Genomic DNA, 18,008 nt, shown 5'->3' on the forward strand with positions numbered 1-18,008 from the left:
AAAAAACGGCACCCTGAATTTTTTTCACCGGTGTCGTTTTCAATTTCAGAAAGTATGAAAAAGCCTGTCTATCTTATATGCTTTTCGCCAATTAAACTTATTTTTCTGATAAAGTAGTAGGGGATATTGGACTGTAAATAAATTTTAATTCAGTTTTATTCATTGCTTTTTATTAAATTTATATTGAAAAAAGTGATGTAATTATTTGATTAAAAATATATTAACTTTAAAATTCAACAAAATGAAAATTAATTTATTATCTGGGATTTTGTTCTTTCCCTTTATTTGCGGTGCTCAAGTAGGTGTTGGTACACCAACTCCACAAAAAAACCTACATGTTAATGGTTCCCTACAGGTGGTTAATGAAATCAACGTTGGTGGCAATGCCTCTACTGCAGGAAATGCAGGCACGACAGGACAAATTCTTACCTCTAACGGAGCTGGAGTGGCACCAACCTGGAAGACTCTTAATACGTCAAGTGGGACTATCTCTTCTGCAAATTATGTACAGGGAACAACAGCACTAACGATTACTCAAGGTACGGTTGCAGATGTGCCGGGAGTTACCATTACATTGACGGTTCCAGCAGGAATGACCCAAACTTTTTTGTTTAATATTTTGGGATATGCACCTAGTCTAACTAGTTCTGATTCACAAGGAGCTTTCTATTTATTACAGAATGGTGTTAAAATATCTTCTGCCTATACGTCAATGGTAAGTGGAACTCAATTAGTAAGGCTTCCGATTCCGGTAACATTTCTGAAAGCAGTCACGCTTACTGCGGGAACCTATACCTTCAAGGTACAATATTCTTCATGGTTTGGTGATCAGACTGTTAATTACGTTCCTTCTGGCTATTCTGGCTATAATGGAGATACAGAAGCAATGCTTACCAAGATGCAGGTACTTGTTTACAATAACTAAAAAAATCCGCAGAGCTTTGCTCTGCGGATTTCATTTTTATACTTTATTATTTAAAGGTTTTTCAATAGTTTCTCAGTATCTGAGTAATCCTGGCCTTCTTTTTTTGCCAGTTCTATAGATTTTTCAACCCATATTTTAGCATTCTTTTTGTCTCCGATCTTGTTGTAAAGATTAGCTAAAGTATCTGTATTGGCATAGTTTTCATCTTTTTTTACAGATTCCTGAGCCCATGCTATCGCTTTTTCTAGGGAAGTTTTGGTGCTTACGTTTTCAAAGAAATTCCATGCTAAGGAGTTTAATTCCTCAGAACCGATAGCAGAATAGTCCTTATATAATTCTATCGTTAACTTCTCATAAGTAGGGATATCCTTGTTCTTTAAAGCTCTGTTTGCTTTTGCTCTTTTTAAGACCTTTTCAGATTCCTCTTTCGTCATAAACTTTTGAGACTCTGTCAAAAAATAGCTGTCATTCCAGGATTTTGTATCTGCATTGTAAGACTTTTTAAGAACCGTATTCAGTTTTATACTTGTATCGAATCTGGTGTATTTATCTTCTGGAAAAATTTTGATGATATCCGCTTTTTTGGTCTGAAATATCTTGTATAAAGGGCTTTCAGTACTCTGTGTTCCCGAAAGAAGCATTTGTACATCTTCCTGATCAAGAGTCGTTTTCTGCTGGAAATAACGGTCTAATACTTTTCCTGCAAATTCAGAATCGTTATAAATGGTAAGACCTGCAAGATTTTTTAAGAATTCAGGATCTTTTTCTCCCTTCTCAAATTTCTGCTTTAATGCAGTAAGTCTCTTATTGGGATCTTCAGCATCCTTAGCAAACTGGATAAAATCTTTTTCCTCTACATATCCCAGTGTTCTGTGTACCTCCTCACCATCACCATTGATAAAAAGGTACGTAGGAAATGCTTTTACGTTATATTTCTTGGCAAGCCCGATTCCTTCTCCTTTTTCCATATCTATTTTAGCATTCACGAAATGGGAATTGTAAAAATCTCCAACAGTCTGAAGAGGGAAAATATTTTTCACCATCAGTTTACAAGGTCCGCACCATGATGCATAAGCATCTACAAATACAAGTTTATTCTCTTTTTTTGCTTTCGCCAGGATTGTTGCGAAATTGCTGTCTTCAAATTTAATTCCCTGTGCAAATGCCAGAACTCCTATAAATAAAGAAGAAAATAGTGCTAATTTTTTCATAAAACTTTTTATTGATTACAAATGTAATAATTATGTTAACATGAGATTGGATATATGTTGAAAATATTTACTTAAACCTGTTTATTATATGTAATAATTCTATTTAAGGTGATAATTGTTAATAAGGTGTTATTAAAATAAATGATAATCTGGTTTTTAGTTAAAAAAATTAAATAATAGAAGAATATTTTAATAAAAAATAAAATATTAGTAGCTTTGTAAAAACAAAAAGACACCCCATGAAAATGATGAATTATTATAAAATCAAAATAATAATTTATTTTTTTATGTCTAGAAGTCTGCTCAAACTTTTGTTTTTGTTCTTTACTGCTGCCCCCATCTGGGCTCAGAAAAAATATGGCTATGACCAGATTTGTGAAAGAACATCCATTCAGATAGCTCAAAAAGATATCCCAAAGGCTCTGAAAACAGCGGATTCTTTATATATGGCTGCACAAAAGCCTTTAGATAAAGTCAAAAGCCTTTTACTTTCCGCTAATCTTTACCATTCCGCTGGAGAATTCAAGAAATCTATATGTTATGCTGAAAATGCCCATTCTTTATTAAGTCAGATTGATGATGCAGAGTGGTTCTCACATGTCAACGGATTTTTAGCTAAAGAATACAGGCTGGTAGGCCTTCATGAAAGATCAAAAAAGTACATTTTACAAGGGATAAAAACGGCAAAACTAATTCGTGATTCTCAGAAAAGAGGAGAAGCACTGGGACTTTTGAATCAGGAAATGGCATATTACGAAATGGAGCAGGGGAGTTATACTCATGCTGTGAAGTATATAGAATTATCACTGAACTCTTTTGGAAAAGATAATGTGCGGGATAATGATAGAGCGGTAGCTGCATCCTATCAGATCCTTGGAGAGGTATACTTTAAGCTCAGAGATTATCCTGCTTCTGAAAAATATTACCGGAAGGCAGAATCTTTGCTTAACGAGAAATGTTGTATTCTGGGGCTTGTTTATAATGGGCTGGGCGGAATCCGTCTGAAACAGAAAAATTGGGCAGACGCTGAAATCTATCTGAAAAAAGCTGAAAACATAGCAGACAGTTCCAAAAGTCTTAAACTCAAAAAAGCAGTATATTCCAATATCAATGATTATTATGAAGGGACGGGGGATAATGTTAATGCCTCCCTTTATGCCACAAAATATGTAAGAGCTTACGACAGCCTTACAGCCCGGAACCGTGAATTTGCAGTAATTGCCCCGGAAAATTTAGTGAAGCCTAATAAAAAAAGTACGCAGATCAGTATTGTAAAAAACGCAGCTATTATTGTATTGCTGATTTCCCTCATTGGGCTTGTTGTTTTCTTTAAAGTAAAACAGAAGAAACAGCGTTCAAAATTCAGGAATATTATAAGGACTCAGCTGCAAATGATTAGTTCCCGCAGTGAATCTTCCCCTTTAAAAACAGAAAACTCTGATTTTTCAAACATTTCTGTGGAAGAAGTGGACGATAGAATAGGAGGAGCCGATAAAAAGCGAAATGAATCCCTGATGACGTCCGAAACAGAGCTAAAACTGCTGGAACTTCTTGAGGAATTTGAAAAAGGAGACCTCTATAACAACAAAAATATGTCGTTATCGTTTCTGGCTGCAGAACTTAATACCAATACGAAATACCTTTCTTACGTGATCAATCAGCATAAATGTGCTGATGTTAAAACATATGTCAATCGTCTAAGAATCAATTATATCATTGATAAACTGATCAATAACGAAAAGTACAGACAGTACAAGATCAGCATCCTCGCAGACGAATGTGGCTTTTCTTCACACAGTAAATTTGCTTCGGTCTTTAAAGCCGTGACAGACTTTTCTCCTTCAGCGTATATCAAATATCTGGATGCTGAAAATCAGACAGATAAAAATGTTCATTTTCCTGAAAACAATTAAGACAATGGCTGTTTTTATGAATTCTGTCTTTTCATTTTCATGAAAACGGATAACCTATTGTTTTACGTAAGGCATTCACATCTATATCTTTGCGCCAGCTTTACCGGAATAGACATACTGCAGTTTGTCACTCATTTTTTAATCTTTTATTCCGGATAAGCAGAGCAGCGATCAAATCTAAAGACTAAATTACTAGACGGTTTAAAATACCTGCCAATTATTTTACACCAACCATGAAAATTTTAAACTAGTAAATTAAACAGATGAAGACAACTTAACGGTCGTGTTGGCATCCGTATTATCTAATGTTGCCTTTGCGTAGATTGGAATTAATACACTGATGCTTATTACGAGCCTGGACATCGTCGCGAAAAGAAACGACGAATCTACAGCTGAGGGGGGTATTGCCCCCAAGGCTTATATTTACTCAGTGTCCGGATTGCTGGTATGTTAGTAACAATGGATAACAGGTCTGCCTATCTGGTCGTAAATACTTTTATTTACCTGGGAGAATACTCCCATGAGATAAAGACTTTATAATACAATCGGGGTTGATTGCCCGGTTTTTTTCAGTCAAGTTTTTTTAAGTGCAAATCCGCAGCGTAACTGCGGATTTGTTATTTTATTTTATTTAGTCTTCAGACTGTCGGTTTTTACTTTTGATGTATCATGAGAAGCCGGAGCCGGTTCAGAATTGGCAACAGCAGAATCTCCCATCTTATTTCTCAGGGAATCTTTATTGTGCTCATCTTTGAATTCTTCTCTTTTTTCCTTATTCTGTGCACAGCTTCCTAAAAATAAAACTCCCAGAATAGCTCCTATCCATAATTTTTTCATAATAGTTGATTTTGATGTTTAATACTGTCAAATATATAAAAATAATACTATTTTTATGTCATTATATGATGTTGTCTGATATGAATTCATTTTTAATTTGATCATAAAAAAATCCGCAGAGCTTTCATCTACGGATTTTCCATGTTTAGATTAAAATCTGTTTGTATCTATTTAGCCGGACGTGTGGCAGCCACGGAATCAACTCGGACACTGTCCGGTACGGCCATCTTTGCTGAATCTGTTGCAGCCGGTGCTACAGTTTTGGTATTAACAGCTGCAGTAGAATCCGTATTACCCGATGACATCGAAGATTCTTTAGTCCCACAGCTCACAACGACTATTCCTAAACCAAAGGCTGCTAACAATAACTTTTTCATAATATTTTATTTTAGTGTTATCAGTTAAAGTTCAATAACCATTCCTAACCAGTAGTCACAAGTATTAAAACATAGGTAAAGTTTGTTAAAAGGTGTTAGAGGTAGCAGAATAGGTAATAAGTTGCAGGAATTAAGGATTAGGGAGTTGTATTCCAAAGTTTGAAATAATGGTCATCATTATTCATTGCTTTATCATTGATCACTTATCATTTATAAAAAAGGCCCCGGAATTAAAATTCCAGGGCCTTGTGATTATTCATTGCTCATTACTGATTAATTATCATTTTATAATGTACAATTCATAACGTATAATTCTTATCCCAGATATGGGTATTTGTAGTCTTTTGGAGAAACAAACGTTTCTTTTACACTTCTTACAGAGGTCCATCTTAGTAAGTTCATTTTAGAACCAGCTTTATCGTTTGTTCCTGAAGCTCTACCACCACCAAAAGGCTGCTGTCCAACAACGGCACCCGTTGGTTTGTCGTTGATGTAGAAGTTTCCTGAAGCATTTTCTAAAGCTTTGAAAGCTTCATTGATGGCATAACGGTCTTGTGCGAATACAGAACCAGTCAATGAATATGGAGATGTAGAATCAACTAATTTTAAAGTTTCTTTCCAGTCCTGATCTTCATATACATAAACAGATAAGATAGGCCCGAAGATCTCTTCTACCATACTTTCGTAATGAGGATTGGTCGTTTCAATAACAGTAGGGTGTACAAACCATCCTTTAGAATCGTCAACTTTTCCACCGATAGCGATTTCAGCTTCACCGGAAGCTGTTGCTCTGTCGATATATCCTTTACATTTGTCGAAAGAGTTTTTATCGATTACTGCATTCACGAAGTTAGATGGATCTTCAGGAGAACCTACTTTAATAGAATTGATCTGAGTTTCCATTACTTTCTTCACATCAGCCCAAAGAGATTTAGGAACGTAAGCTCTTGAAGCTGCAGAACATTTCTGTCCCTGGTATTCAAAAGAACCTCTTACCAAAGCAGTAGCTACTGCCTCTACATTAGAAGAAGGGTGAGCAATCACGAAATCTTTTCCTCCAGTTTCCCCAACAATTCTCGGGTAAGTTCTGTAGTTATGGATATTATCACCGATCATTTTCCACATTCCCTGGAATACTTTCGTAGAACCTGTGAAATGAAGACCTGCAAAATCAGGGTGTGCCAATACTTTCTCAGCCGTTTCTTTTCCGTCTGTGAACACCATGTTGATGACACCGGCAGGAAGACCAGCCTCGATTAATACATCCATGATCACTTTTGCAGAATAAACCTGCTTGTCAGAAGGCTTCCAAACCACTACGTTTCCTAGCATGGCCATGCAGGTAGGTAAGTTCCCGGAAATTGCTGTAAAGTTGAACGGAGTTACTGCAAAACAGAATCCTTCCAATGGTCTGTACTCTACACGGTTCCAGATTCCGCTGTCGGAAACCGGTTGCTCAGAATACATTTCAGTCATGAACTCTACGTTGAATCTTAAGAAATCGATAAATTCACACGCAGCATCTATCTCAGCCTGGTGAACATTTTTAGACTGTCCGATCATCGTTGCCGCATTGATCACGTCTCTGTAAGGTCCAGCCAAAAGATCAGCCGCCTTTAAGAAAATAGCTGCACGGTGTTCCCAGCCTAGCTCGTTCCATTCTTTTTTAGCTGCTAATGCCGCGTTGATGGCGTCATCTACATGCTGCATGGTACCTTTATAGTAAAATCCGAAATCATGAGCATGATCCTGAGGAGACTGAAGCTGAACCTTTTCGTCAGTTTTCACTTCCTTTCCGTTGATGAACATTGGAATTTCTATCTTCTCAGCCCACATCTTTTTGTAAGTGGCGATAAGGCTTTTAACTTCTGGAGATCCCGGTACATAAGAATTTACCGGTTCGTTTACTGCAAATGGTACTTGCGAAATTGCTTTTGACATATTATGTTGTATTATTTTAAATTATAAATATGTTGGTATACAAATTTACGTTTTCATTTTGAAAGGAACAATTCCTGCAAATACTCATCTTATTATTTAACATAAATTGTTATATATTAGATTTGTTCTTAAAACTTTAGAAATGAAGAAAACAGTATTCATACTTTTGTACTTTTCTCAGGCTGCACTTGCACAGCATAAAAAGAAAATCCCTCCAAAGGTTCCTTTAGAAAAACAAATTGAACATTCATTTACTGAAGAAGAACTTTTAAATGATGCATTGAAAGGATCTACATGGTATTTTGATCTTAAAAATTACGACCAGACAAAACTTTCATTCGATAAAGACAAAGTAAAACCTGATGTTTTATATTTCGTTGATGCCAAAAAATTTCAGATCAGTATCAATCAGAAAAACTGTAAAAGCCTCATAAAAGGAACCTACCAGATCATGAAAAAAATGGAAGAACCTATAAGTACTCCTGTCAGATATCATCCCTTTAAAATTACCTCACCCTATCAAAAATGTGTTGCAAAATTATCTGATTTTTTATGGAGAGATCTTGACATTTCACTGAATGAAACCAAACAGATTATAGAGATGAAAGCTATTGAAGACGTTCCGCCAATAACTCTTCCTGGCTTTTAATCTGTTCTGTTGGCCATCATTTCACAACCACCGCATCACACTTTACGCAGCTTTTCAAGAAAATTGCAGGAATTACGCCTAAAGATTATAGAACGCAGTTTTTGAAGAATAGGGTTTCGGTGTAAAGAAAGAAGCTGGAAGATGGATGCGGGAAGGACTGATTGTCAAAATTGTTCTGTATGCCGTTTTAAATGAATCTTGAAAGGCACTACAAATGTATCAAAGCTGAAAAATTTATAGGGAGAGTTCAATACCTTCTATCTTCATGATCCCATCTTCCGTCCATCTTACATTTTCTCGTTTTCCAGAATCTTCAACACAAGCTTTTCCTCCTGTGTAAGGCTGGCTTTTCCATCATTTTCTTCGATTTTTTCCAGCTCATCGAGGTATTTTTTAATGGTATTATTTTCGTACAGGTTGATGACCAGCGGATGAACATAATACTTTCTGCAGACTGTGCTGGTATTTCCAAGATGCCCGGCAACGATTTCCAGGGCTTCTTTCACTTTCTTTTTATATTGCGAATCATTTTCAGCGTATCCTATTTCCTTAAAAGCGATCAATGCACTCACAGTTCCGGACCAGGTTCTGAAATCTTTGGCTGTGAAATCTTCCCCGCTTATTTCTTTAATATACTCATTCACCATTCCGGAGTCTACCGAATGGCGGTTTCCTTCATCATCAAAATACTGGAAAAGCTCTTTGCCCGGAATATCCTTACATTTCTGCACGAGCCTGGAAAGACGTCTGCTTTTAAGATTGATATGGTGCATAATGCCTTTTTTTCCTTTAAATGAAAAAGAGATCTTTTGCCCGTTAATTTTTACATGTTTATCCTTTAAAGTCGTAAGACCAAAAGAACCATATAACTTTTCATACGCATTATTACCAATACGGATATTAGTACGCTGCATTAAACTGACAATTAAGGCCAATATTTTTCGCTTCTCAAAATTCCGTATTGCAAGATCTTGTTCCACATGAAGACGGATATCAGGCAGTGCATACCCGAACTGAAGCATTCTGTAAAATTTCGTATGATTTCTTAATGCGCTCCATAAAGGATGATAGCGGTATTGTTTTCTGCTTTTCACATCAAAACCTGTGGCCTGAAGATGGCCATTGTCCAAAGCGCATATCCACACATTTTCCCAGGCAGGAGGGATGACCAGTTTGTTGATCCTGTTGATCTCCTCTTTATCTTTAAGCTTTACGCCGTCTTTGTAATAAGAATACTTCTTTCCTGTTTTCTTGCGGGTAATCCCGGCCGTTTCCGCATCGGTGGTATATACAAGATGTACCGCCTTTGCGGAGGCTTCGGGATCCTTCATGATCTTGACAATTTTTGAAGGCTTGAGATGGGAAATGATTTCTAGATCTGTATTCTTCTCCATAGAAAATGGTTAAGAGTTTTTACCCCGCGAAAAGATCAGAAAAAGGATTACTACAATTGCAACGACTAGAATAATTCCCCACCACATTCCAGCCTTAAAAATAGTTTCTATTGCTTCACAACTTGTCAGTGTTAACAAGGTGAATATGGTTATGCTGCATAAAGTCAACTTTTTCATGATATGAATGTTTTGATGTTATTAGACTCTCTGGTTATCGGCTTTCCAGTTCTTAATAGTACGTTTGATCTCGTCTCCTGAGATGTTTTCTTTGATTGCTCTGTTCAGAAGTTCCCTGAACTCATCATCATAGGCAAATCTCAATGCTGCGATCTGGTCAAATCTGAGCTGCTCTGTAATTTCATCAGATCTCTGTCCGAAAATTTCAAAATACCGCTGCTTAAATTCCAGTCTTATCATTCGGTTTTGAAGTCCAAGCGCATAGTGTTGCCTCGTCATAAAAGCAAGGTAGAAAAGCAAAAATATCACGACCGAAAATAAAGTCCAGATCAGATGGTTTTCAGGGTCGCCCCAGATTTTACAGATTCCATAAATTTCCAGCACAATCAATAGCGGAAGATAAATGAAATGATGGGGAGGATAAAATTTCCTGTGATTTTTATAATTTTGCTTGCTCATACGATGAATAGTAGCAATAATCTTTCCAAAGCTTATGTTTAATAATAATTGTGTTTTTGTAGTATGTAAATGTGTATTATAGTGAATGTTGTAGATTATTTTTGATGAAGCGTAAAATGCATAAATGTTTATTGAACAGGATTATTCACTTTAATGACATACTACGAAACAATTTTAGATAGTGATCATTTGTGCTCTAAATTTTATTACTGGTGTTTGAAAATATTCAAATCTGCATAAGATAAATGTTAGTGATAAATGGTTGGATGCACGCAAAGGCGCAAGTTTTTCTTTATCTAAGAGGCAAGGGATTTTATCTCCGATAAAATTGACTGCGTTTTAGGTGGTTTTTAGCATTGCTTTTTGCTGAAAATCTTGATTTTCTTGCGCCTTTGCGAATACCAACATAAAAATAAGGCGACTCTCATTGACAAAGATTTGTTTATAGAGCCCAGTATCTCGCTGTACAATAAGACAAAAAACATGCTCAATCTTCAAAATCAGGGAGAACCTAAATTGAGATACTATACCATTTAGATAATTATTAAGACAAATCTGTCAAACAAAAGCTTAACATGTTGAGCGTATACACAAAGAAAAAATAACAAATCATTAACGAAAATACGGGAATGATTTCACCTTTAAACCTCAATTTTTTCGTAACTTTCGGTGTTTAAAAAAGAAAAAGAATGACTTCAAAGGAAAAAGTTGTTGCACTTCGTGAAGAAATGCAGAAAAATAATGTTGATGCATTTATAGTATATTCTGCAGACCCGCACATGAGCGAGTATCTGCCTGAAGAATGGCAGGAAAGAGCATGGCTGTCAGGGTTCGTAGGTTCTGCAGGTTTTGTGGTTATTACCAGAAACAAAGCCGGACTTTGGACAGACGGAAGATATTTTACGCAGGCAGCCATTGAACTGGAAAATTCCGGAATTGACCTTTTCAAAGACGGTATGGAAGGAACTCCCAATTATATAGACTGGATTATTTCTGAAACTCCTGCCAACGGAAAAGTAGCTGTTAATTCGGTTGCCACTTCAAATGCCAATTGGGAACTGCTTTCACAAAAATTGCAGTCAAAAAATATAAGCTTAACAGATCTTCCTCTATTGAAAGAGATCTGGAAAGACAGAGGAACGCCTTCAAAAAATCCAATCTTTGTTCATCCCGTAGAGAGAGCAGGAAAATCAGTTACAGATAAACTGGGAGCGATCCGTCAGAAAATGGAAGACCAGGGAGCTACCGTTCATATTATTTCAAGTCTGGATGATGTAGCCTGGACCTCCAACTTAAGAGGAAGTGATGTGCAAAGCAATCCTGTATTTTTAGGATATATCGTCATTACGAAAAATGATGCAGTATTATTCACTGACCTTGAAAAACTGGAAGTAGGGGCTAGAAAGCAGATGGATAATTCCTTTGTGAAAATGATGCCTTATGAAGAGTTTTACAACTATCTGAAAGCATTTAAAAATGAAAACGTATTGGTTTCTCCAAACAGCAACCAGATGATTTTTGAATCTTTAAAAGCAGACAACAAGTTTATAAAAGCTCCGGTTCCGGGTAATCTGATGAAAGCCCAGAAAAACGAAACCGAACTGGAAGGATTCCGAACAGTGATGGTAAGAGACGGTGTAGCGATGGTGAAATTCCTTTACTGGCTGACTCATAATGCAGGAAAAGAAACCATGAATGAATATTCTATCGGTGAAAAACTGAGAGGTTTCCGTGCAGAAGGAGAAAACTTCGTAGGAGAAAGTTTCGGCAGCATTGTTGGGTATAAAGATAATGGTGCGATCATGCATTATTCTGCAAAAAGCGAGGGAAGCAAAGACGTAACGAATGATGCAACCATCCTGGTAGATTCAGGAGGGCAGTATCTGGAAGGAACTACCGATATTACAAGAACACTTTCCTTAGGAACGGTTTCTGAAGAGTTCAAAAGAAACTCTACGTTAGTACTTCAGGGATTGATCCGTTTATCGATGGTGAAATTCCCGAAAGGAACGAAAGGAGTTCACATTGATGCCATTGCAAGACTTCCGCTTTGGATGGAAGGGAAAGATTTCAATCACGGAACCGGCCATGGAGTTGGAAGTTTCATGAATGTACATGAAGGGCCTCAGAATATCAGAAAGGATCTGAACCCTCAGGATCTTCTTCCGGGAATGGTTTGTTCCAATGAGCCCGGATATTACCTGGAAGGAGCATACGGAATCCGACACGAAAACCTGATTGCTGTAAAAGAAGCAGAAAAAACAATTCACGGCACGTTCTATGAATTTGAGACTCTTACATTCTGTCCGTTCTTTAAAGATACCATCGTGAAAGAAATTCTTTCAAAAGAAGAAATTACATGGCTGAATGATTATCACAGAACATGTGAAGAAAAAATAGGTCCTTATCTTGAAGGAGACGTTAAAGAATGGTTCCTGGAATTGGTGAGCCCGCTTTAATAATGATGAAATGTGAATAATAGGTAATGGTGAATAGTGAATGGTCAATTTTTTGGTATTCAAAGTATTGAATTTCAATATTATCCTTATCCTTAACCATTGAATTTTATATATTGAACATTAATAATTGTTAGATAAATTCTTGAAGCCCTGCAGAATTCTCTGCGGGGCTTTTTTATTGATGCAACCGTATTTTCACGGATATAATTGTAGGGATTCCCCTGATAAAAATAGATACCGGGTGATCTATCTTTGCATCAGTAACAAGACATCATTCATATCTTCATACATTTAGTAAATTCAAAGCAGTAAGACCATTTCGTCATGAAATGGTTTTATTTTTTTCCAAAACTTAGCATCAAGATCTTTTGAACGGGTCGGTATATTTAATTTTTGAAATGCTCTCTGATTTGTTTAATTTCGCCATGAACATATCGTAGAAGGTCTCATAACCTTCCTGAATTATAATTTGAAAATATGGTAGAAGATTTTTTCCGCAGCTTTAATGTATTCTCAGACAATGAGATCAAAGATTTCCTACAGCTTTTTGAAGTCAGAAAAGTACATAAAAATGATTTTTTTCTACATGAGGGCGATAGATGCAGGGAAATAGCATTTATAGTATCCGGAATTTTTCGTTCCTATTATATTTCAGATGAGGGAAAAGATATGACCTACTGCTTCAGGTTTCCCAATCAGCTGATGGCCAGCTATTCGTCATTTATTTCAGATTCTCCCAGCAGAGAAAACATGCAGGCTATTACCGATGCCCATCTTATGGTTTTAAAAAAAGAAGTGATAGATCATATTGCAAAAGATGATCTCAACTGGACCAGATTTTTAAAAATGATTGCTGAACAGGAATATCTTGAGCTTGAAAAGAGGTTCTTTCAGCTTCAGAGAGACAGTGCAGGCCAGCGTTATGAATATCTCCTCGGCAATCAGCCGGATTATATTCAGAAGATTCCGCTGCAATATCTCGCTTCTTACCTGGGAATTACGCAAAGGCATCTTAGCAGAATCAGAAAGGAAATGAAGATATAAAGAAAAAATCTGATCAAAAAGGATAATCAGGTAGTCGTAGTTTTTTGGACATTTGTCCTATAGCCGGGATACGCAGCTTTATAATTTTGTAAAAAAAATATATGAAGCATAATATTCTAGTCATTGGAGGAAACGGTCTGGTAGGAAAAACGATTATCAGAATTTTAAAATCAAGAAACCCCCACATCAATGTTTTCGTTGGCGGGAGAAAAGGAGGAAATATAGGAAATGATCTGAAAATTGATGTAACAAATCCGGGTACTTTTCGCGTCATTCAGGAAAACAAAATAGATATGATCATTCTTTCAGTCAATGATAAAGAAGATCACGTTCTTCGGTTTGCGATCGAAAATAAAATAGATTATCTGGATATCACCAAGCCAACTCCCGACCTTGTCAAAGCGTATGCTATTGCTAAAAACCGAAATGTTCAGAGCCGGATTGTATTCAGTTCCGGATGGATGGGAGGGATCGTCAACGGGCTTGTGAAAACACTTTCAAATAACACTGCAGATATTCAGGAAGTGAAACTTTTTGTCTATTATTCTGTGAAAGACCTTGCTGGCGAAAGTTCTGCCCATTTTATGGCTGAAAATGTAGCAAAGCCGTTTATCAGGTATGAAAATAACAGACAGATCCCAATAAAGCATTTTTTAGATTCCGAAAATTTTAATTTTTCTTTTGGAATCGGTACCAGAGAAGCCTATAACTTTGATGTACCGGACTTATACATTCTGAATCAGATTGAAAAGGTACCCAATGTCAGTGTTAAAATGACTTACAATTCAAAGTTTATCACCTGGCTTTTAGGGGCATTTCAAAAAGTAAGAATTTTTAATATTTTATCATTAAAAGAAAGAAGAATGATTTTCGGATCGAGTGGAAAGGGGGATCAAAGTGTATTTGAAATCGTTGTCAAGAGTAATGGTGAAGTGAATAAGCTAAGTCTGCGGAGTACAAAGGGACAGGCGGAATTAACGGCACTTTCTGCGGTGCTGCATACAGAAGAACTGCTTAAGGATTTTCATGAAAATAATATCTATTTCAGTCATCAGCTGCATCAGCCATCCTCACTGCTGGAAAAGCTTAAAGCCTATGAAACCATCAATATACAATCTGTATCATGAAAAAAATAGCCATTATCAACGGGCACCCGAATAAAGATTCATTCAATTTTGGAATTGCAGAAGCTTATAAAGAAGGAGCAGGAAATTCTGGGGCAGAAGTGAAAGTGATTACAATTGCTGAACTGAACTTTGATCCTATTCTTCATTTCGGATATCAGAAAAGAATGGAACTGGAACCGGATCTGCTGAAAGTCTGGGAAATCATACAATGGGCAGATCATCTGGTATGGATTCATCCGGTGTGGTGGGGTGGTATACCTGCTTTGATGAAAGGTTTTATCGACAGGTTATTTCTTCCTGGATTTGCCTACCAATACAGAGAAAATTCTGTTTGGTGGGATAAGTTGCTGAAAGGAAAAACAGGACATATCATCACAACACTAGATCAGCCGGGATGGTACTACCGACTTTTCTATGGAAGACCGAGTGTGAATCAATTGAAAAAATCAACGCTGGAATTTTGCGGGGTAACACCAGTAAAAGTAACTTATATCGGGGTTATAAGAAATTCTACGGATATACAGCGGGTGAAATGGCTTCAAAAAGTGAGAGAACTCGCAAGAAGACAACTGTAAACTCATTGCGAGGAACGAAGTGACGAAGCAATCTTATTTCGAAGTGTGTTTTTGCCTCGCATAGATTTTACTGATCATACAGATTGTTAAACACGAATGCATTAATCTTTAGCACAAATAGTCACAGATCTGAATCCTAAACGTCAATGGATAAAAATCCCAAAAGCTCCAATTAAAGCCATAGACAATCTGTATAAAAGACGCTGTCAGAAATTAGCATGAAAAACCGTAAATTTGCAGCATGAATAAGGATACGATTTGCGCACTGGCTACGGCCAATGGAGTAGGAGCTTTAGGGATCATCAGAGTTTCAGGAGACGATGCTTTAAAGGTTGTCCAGAAAAGCTTTCCGGGTAAAAATCTGGAAAAGCAGAAGTCTCATACCATTCATTACGGTTATTTTATGGATGGGGAAGAAGCCATTGATGAGGTTATGCTTTCTATTTTCCTGGCTCCGAAAAGTTTTACTACAGAAAACTCTGTAGAAATCGCTTTTCACGGTTCGCCGCATATCGGAAAACGTATTCTGGAAACCCTGACTCAAAACGGGGCAAGAATGGCAAAAGCGGGCGAATTTACCCTTCGTGCATTCATCAACGGGAGGATAGACCTTTCACAAGCGGAAGCTATCGCAGACGTCATTGCCTCTGAAAATGAAGCTTCCCGAAAAGTAGCCATCAACCAACTGAAAGGGGGAATCACCAATGAAATATCGATCTTAAGAACGGATCTTCTAAATTTTGTCTCTCTGATCGAACTTGAACTGGATTTTGCTGAGGAAGATGTAGAGTTTGCAGACCGATCAGCGCTTAACGGGTTGTTGGATAAAATTGAATTAAAATTAGACTCTCTTATCGATAGTTTCCAATATGGAAATGCCATTAAAAACGGAACCGCGGTTGCCATCATCGGAAAGCCTAATGCAGGAAAATCAACGCTATTAAATGCTTTGTTGAAAGAGGAAAGAGCAATCGTTAGTAATATTGCCGGAACCACAAGGGATACGATTGAAGAGATCTTACATATTAAAGGTCATGCATTCCGTTTGATCGATACAGCAGGACTGCGTGATACCGTGGATGAAATTGAAGCAATCGGTGTGAAAAAAGCCAAAGAGAAGGTAGAAAATGCCAATATCCTGGTATATCTTGCAGATGCGGCTACAGAAGATTATTCCGAAGATATTGAAATGATAAAATCTCTGCAGAGAGACGATCTGAAACTGATTATCTGTGCTACAAAAATTGATGAAGTCCTGCCTCCGAAATATGAGGCCATAGAAGATATTTTCAGAAACGAAATAGCCCAGGATTTTGATTTCATCAGAATTTCAGCGGTAGAAAACCAAAATATACAGGATCTGAAAAATGAATTGTCTTCTTTCGTTGAGCAGTTAAAGTCTCAGGAAAATAACGTAGTCATTACGAACCAAAGACACTTTGAAGCCCTTCGCAAATCCTTGGATGCTACTCATAAAGTTAAAGAAGCTATTTCTTTCCAGATCTCTACAGAACTGCTGGCCTATGAACTGAGAAATGCTTTAGAGCATCTTGGTGAAATTTCAGGTGAAGTGACGAATGATGAGGTACTGGGGAATATTTTTTCTAAGTTTTGTATCGGAAAGTAAAGTTGTTAAAAAAACATATAAGAAATATATAATAAATAACTAATAATCAATTTGTTAAAATATTTATTCCTTTCCTTTGTTTTTATTTTTTTTGCTGAAAAATAAAATATTTTGCTACATATTTGCGTTTATTTATATATTTGTAGCAAATTATAGCAAAATGAAAGTCCATATCAGAAAGCGCTCAAATTCAGCGGGAGACAAATATAATTTGGCACTGGAAGTCTATTTGGGATATTCCGTAAACGAAAACGGAAACTCAAAGCCAAAAAGAGTTACTACAAAACTAGAATACTTCCTTTATATAAATCCTAAAACACCTCAACAAAAAACCCATAATAAAGAGGTTGAAAAAAAAGTAGAAATTATCCGTGCTGAAAAGGAGAAAGAATATCTGAATAATAAATATGGATTCAAGTCCGAAACTAAGATAAAAGCCAATTTTATTGATTATTTTGCTAAGCTCACAGAAGAACGTATGGAGAGCGTGGGAAACTATGGAAATTGGGATAGTGTTTTGAAGCATTTAAAAAAATATGCTGGGGAAAATATTTCATTTGATCATGTAGATGTTGCTTACTGTGAGGGTTTCAAAAATTACTTACAGAAAACGGCTAAAACGAAATCAGACCAGCCTCTATCAGGTAATTCTGTAAGCTCATACTTTCTTAAGATGAGGGCAGCTCTTAATCAAGCTGTCGATGATGGAATTATTTTAATGAATCCTTCTCACAAAGTTTCTATACCTAAACCTGTTGAAAATGAACGTGAATTTTTAACCTTAGAAGAGGTTCAAGCTTTGTTTAAAACCGAATGCAGATACAATGTGTTAAAAAGAGCATTTTTATTCTCTTGTCTTACAGGTCTGCGTTGGTCGGATATTCATAACTTAGAATGGAAACAGATGCAGAAAGAAGGAGATAATTGGAAAATAAATTTTCGTCAACAAAAAACAAAAGGTTTACAATATCATTATATCAATGAGCAAGCAAGGGAATTGATGGGGGAAATGCAGAATATAGAAGATAGAGTTTTTGCAGGTCTGCGTTATTCGGCTTATATGAATACAGCACTACTACAATGGTGTCTTAAGGCTGGAATTTCAAAACATATTACATTCCATTGTGGAAGACATACTTATGCTACTCTACAATTAACTTTAGGAACTGATTTATTTACCGTTTCAAAATTGTTGGGACATAGCGAAATTCGCACAACCCAAATATATGCTAAAGTAATTGATAAAAAGAAAATCGAAGCAGTAAATACTATTCCAAAATTTAAATTTTAGCA

General features: G+C 36.5%; 16 protein-coding genes. 9 read left to right on the top strand and 7 right to left on the bottom strand.

Annotated features, from left to right (window positions below):
• Nucleotides 1-241: 241 nt before the first annotated feature.
• Nucleotides 242-925 (top strand): hypothetical protein, encoded by a 684-nt coding sequence (locus tag HHL23_RS12340; protein WP_169235109.1) that lies wholly within the window; start codon nt 242-244, stop codon nt 923-925.
• A gap of 50 nt (nt 926-975) precedes the next feature.
• Here HHL23_RS12340 and HHL23_RS12345 read toward each other — a convergent pair whose 3' ends face one another.
• The gene (locus HHL23_RS12345; RefSeq protein ID WP_169235110.1) at nt 976-2,136 is read right to left on the bottom strand and encodes a thioredoxin family protein; all 1,161 of its coding nucleotides are present in this window, start codon (nt 2,134-2,136) and stop codon (nt 976-978) included.
• A gap of 287 nt (nt 2,137-2,423) precedes the next feature.
• Between HHL23_RS12345 and HHL23_RS12350 the strand changes: the two genes are divergently transcribed.
• Nucleotides 2,424-4,049 carry a helix-turn-helix domain-containing protein gene (locus HHL23_RS12350; protein ID WP_169235111.1) on the top strand — a complete coding sequence of 542 codons (1,626 nt, stop codon included), beginning with the start codon at nt 2,424-2,426 and terminating at the stop codon, nt 4,047-4,049.
• Between the two features lie 627 nt (nt 4,050-4,676).
• On the opposite strand, the gene HHL23_RS12355 is transcribed toward HHL23_RS12350, so the two are convergent.
• The 3 genes from HHL23_RS12355 to pruA form a co-directional block, all read right to left on the bottom strand.
• Nucleotides 4,677-4,886, bottom strand: coding sequence for a hypothetical protein (locus tag HHL23_RS12355; RefSeq protein WP_169235112.1), 210 nt, complete (start codon nt 4,884-4,886; stop codon nt 4,677-4,679).
• A gap of 167 nt (nt 4,887-5,053) precedes the next feature.
• Complete coding sequence (locus HHL23_RS12360) at nt 5,054-5,263, bottom strand: cytochrome C551 (protein ID WP_169235113.1); 210 nt, start codon at nt 5,261-5,263, stop codon at nt 5,054-5,056.
• 315 nt (nt 5,264-5,578) lie between these two features.
• A complete protein-coding gene (gene pruA / locus HHL23_RS12365; RefSeq protein ID WP_169235114.1) occupies nt 5,579-7,204 on the bottom strand; it encodes an L-glutamate gamma-semialdehyde dehydrogenase in 1,626 nt (541 codons plus the stop codon).
• Nucleotides 7,205-7,346: 142 nt separating this feature from the next.
• Here pruA and HHL23_RS12370 point away from each other — a divergent pair, with 142 nt between their 5' ends.
• Nucleotides 7,347-7,853: a hypothetical protein gene (locus HHL23_RS12370; RefSeq protein ID WP_169235115.1), complete on the top strand. Its 507-nt coding sequence runs from the start codon at nt 7,347-7,349 to the stop codon at nt 7,851-7,853.
• Between the two features lie 287 nt (nt 7,854-8,140).
• On the opposite strand, the gene HHL23_RS12380 is transcribed toward HHL23_RS12370, so the two are convergent.
• Genes HHL23_RS12380 through HHL23_RS12390 form a run of 3 tightly spaced genes read right to left on the bottom strand, consistent with a single transcriptional unit; the run spans nt 8,141 to nt 9,883 of the window.
• Nucleotides 8,141-9,247 carry a DNA topoisomerase IB gene (locus HHL23_RS12380; protein ID WP_169235116.1) on the bottom strand — a complete coding sequence of 369 codons (1,107 nt, stop codon included), beginning with the start codon at nt 9,245-9,247 and terminating at the stop codon, nt 8,141-8,143.
• Between the two features lie 9 nt (nt 9,248-9,256).
• The gene (locus HHL23_RS12385; RefSeq protein ID WP_169235117.1) at nt 9,257-9,424 is read right to left on the bottom strand and encodes a phosphatidate cytidylyltransferase; all 168 of its coding nucleotides are present in this window, start codon (nt 9,422-9,424) and stop codon (nt 9,257-9,259) included.
• A 21-nt stretch (nt 9,425-9,445) separates the two neighbouring features.
• On the bottom strand, nt 9,446-9,883 hold the full coding sequence (locus HHL23_RS12390) for a DUF6526 family protein (protein WP_169235118.1): 438 nt from the start codon (nt 9,881-9,883) through the stop codon (nt 9,446-9,448).
• Between the two features lie 689 nt (nt 9,884-10,572).
• On the opposite strand from HHL23_RS12390, the gene HHL23_RS12395 reads away from it, so the two are divergent.
• The 6 genes from HHL23_RS12395 to HHL23_RS12420 all read left to right on the top strand — a co-directional run bounded on the left by HHL23_RS12395 (nt 10,573) and on the right by HHL23_RS12420 (nt 18,006).
• On the top strand, nt 10,573-12,342 hold the full coding sequence (locus HHL23_RS12395) for an aminopeptidase P family protein (protein ID WP_169235119.1): 1,770 nt from the start codon (nt 10,573-10,575) through the stop codon (nt 12,340-12,342).
• 477 nt (nt 12,343-12,819) lie between these two features.
• On the top strand, nt 12,820-13,386 hold the full coding sequence (locus HHL23_RS12400; RefSeq protein ID WP_169235120.1) for a Crp/Fnr family transcriptional regulator: 567 nt from the start codon (nt 12,820-12,822) through the stop codon (nt 13,384-13,386).
• Nucleotides 13,387-13,487: 101 nt separating this feature from the next.
• Complete coding sequence (locus HHL23_RS12405) at nt 13,488-14,513, top strand: saccharopine dehydrogenase family protein (RefSeq protein WP_169235121.1); 1,026 nt, start codon at nt 13,488-13,490, stop codon at nt 14,511-14,513.
• Nucleotides 14,510-15,088 (top strand): NAD(P)H-dependent oxidoreductase, encoded by a 579-nt coding sequence (locus tag HHL23_RS12410; protein ID WP_169235122.1) that lies wholly within the window; start codon nt 14,510-14,512, stop codon nt 15,086-15,088. Before HHL23_RS12405 ends, HHL23_RS12410 begins: the two co-directional genes overlap by 4 nt.
• 241 nt (nt 15,089-15,329) lie before the next feature.
• Nucleotides 15,330-16,715: a tRNA uridine-5-carboxymethylaminomethyl(34) synthesis GTPase MnmE gene (mnmE, locus tag HHL23_RS12415; RefSeq protein ID WP_169235123.1), complete on the top strand. Its 1,386-nt coding sequence runs from the start codon at nt 15,330-15,332 to the stop codon at nt 16,713-16,715.
• A gap of 160 nt (nt 16,716-16,875) precedes the next feature.
• Nucleotides 16,876-18,006, top strand: a complete 1,131-nt coding sequence (locus HHL23_RS12420; RefSeq protein ID WP_169235124.1) for a site-specific integrase — start codon at nt 16,876-16,878, stop codon at nt 18,004-18,006.
• The last annotated feature ends 2 nt before the right edge of the window (nt 18,007-18,008 follow it).

Origin of the sequence: Chryseobacterium antibioticum (genome assembly GCF_012927325.1) — a bacterium.
GTDB lineage: Bacteria > Bacteroidota > Bacteroidia > Flavobacteriales > Weeksellaceae > Chryseobacterium > Chryseobacterium antibioticum.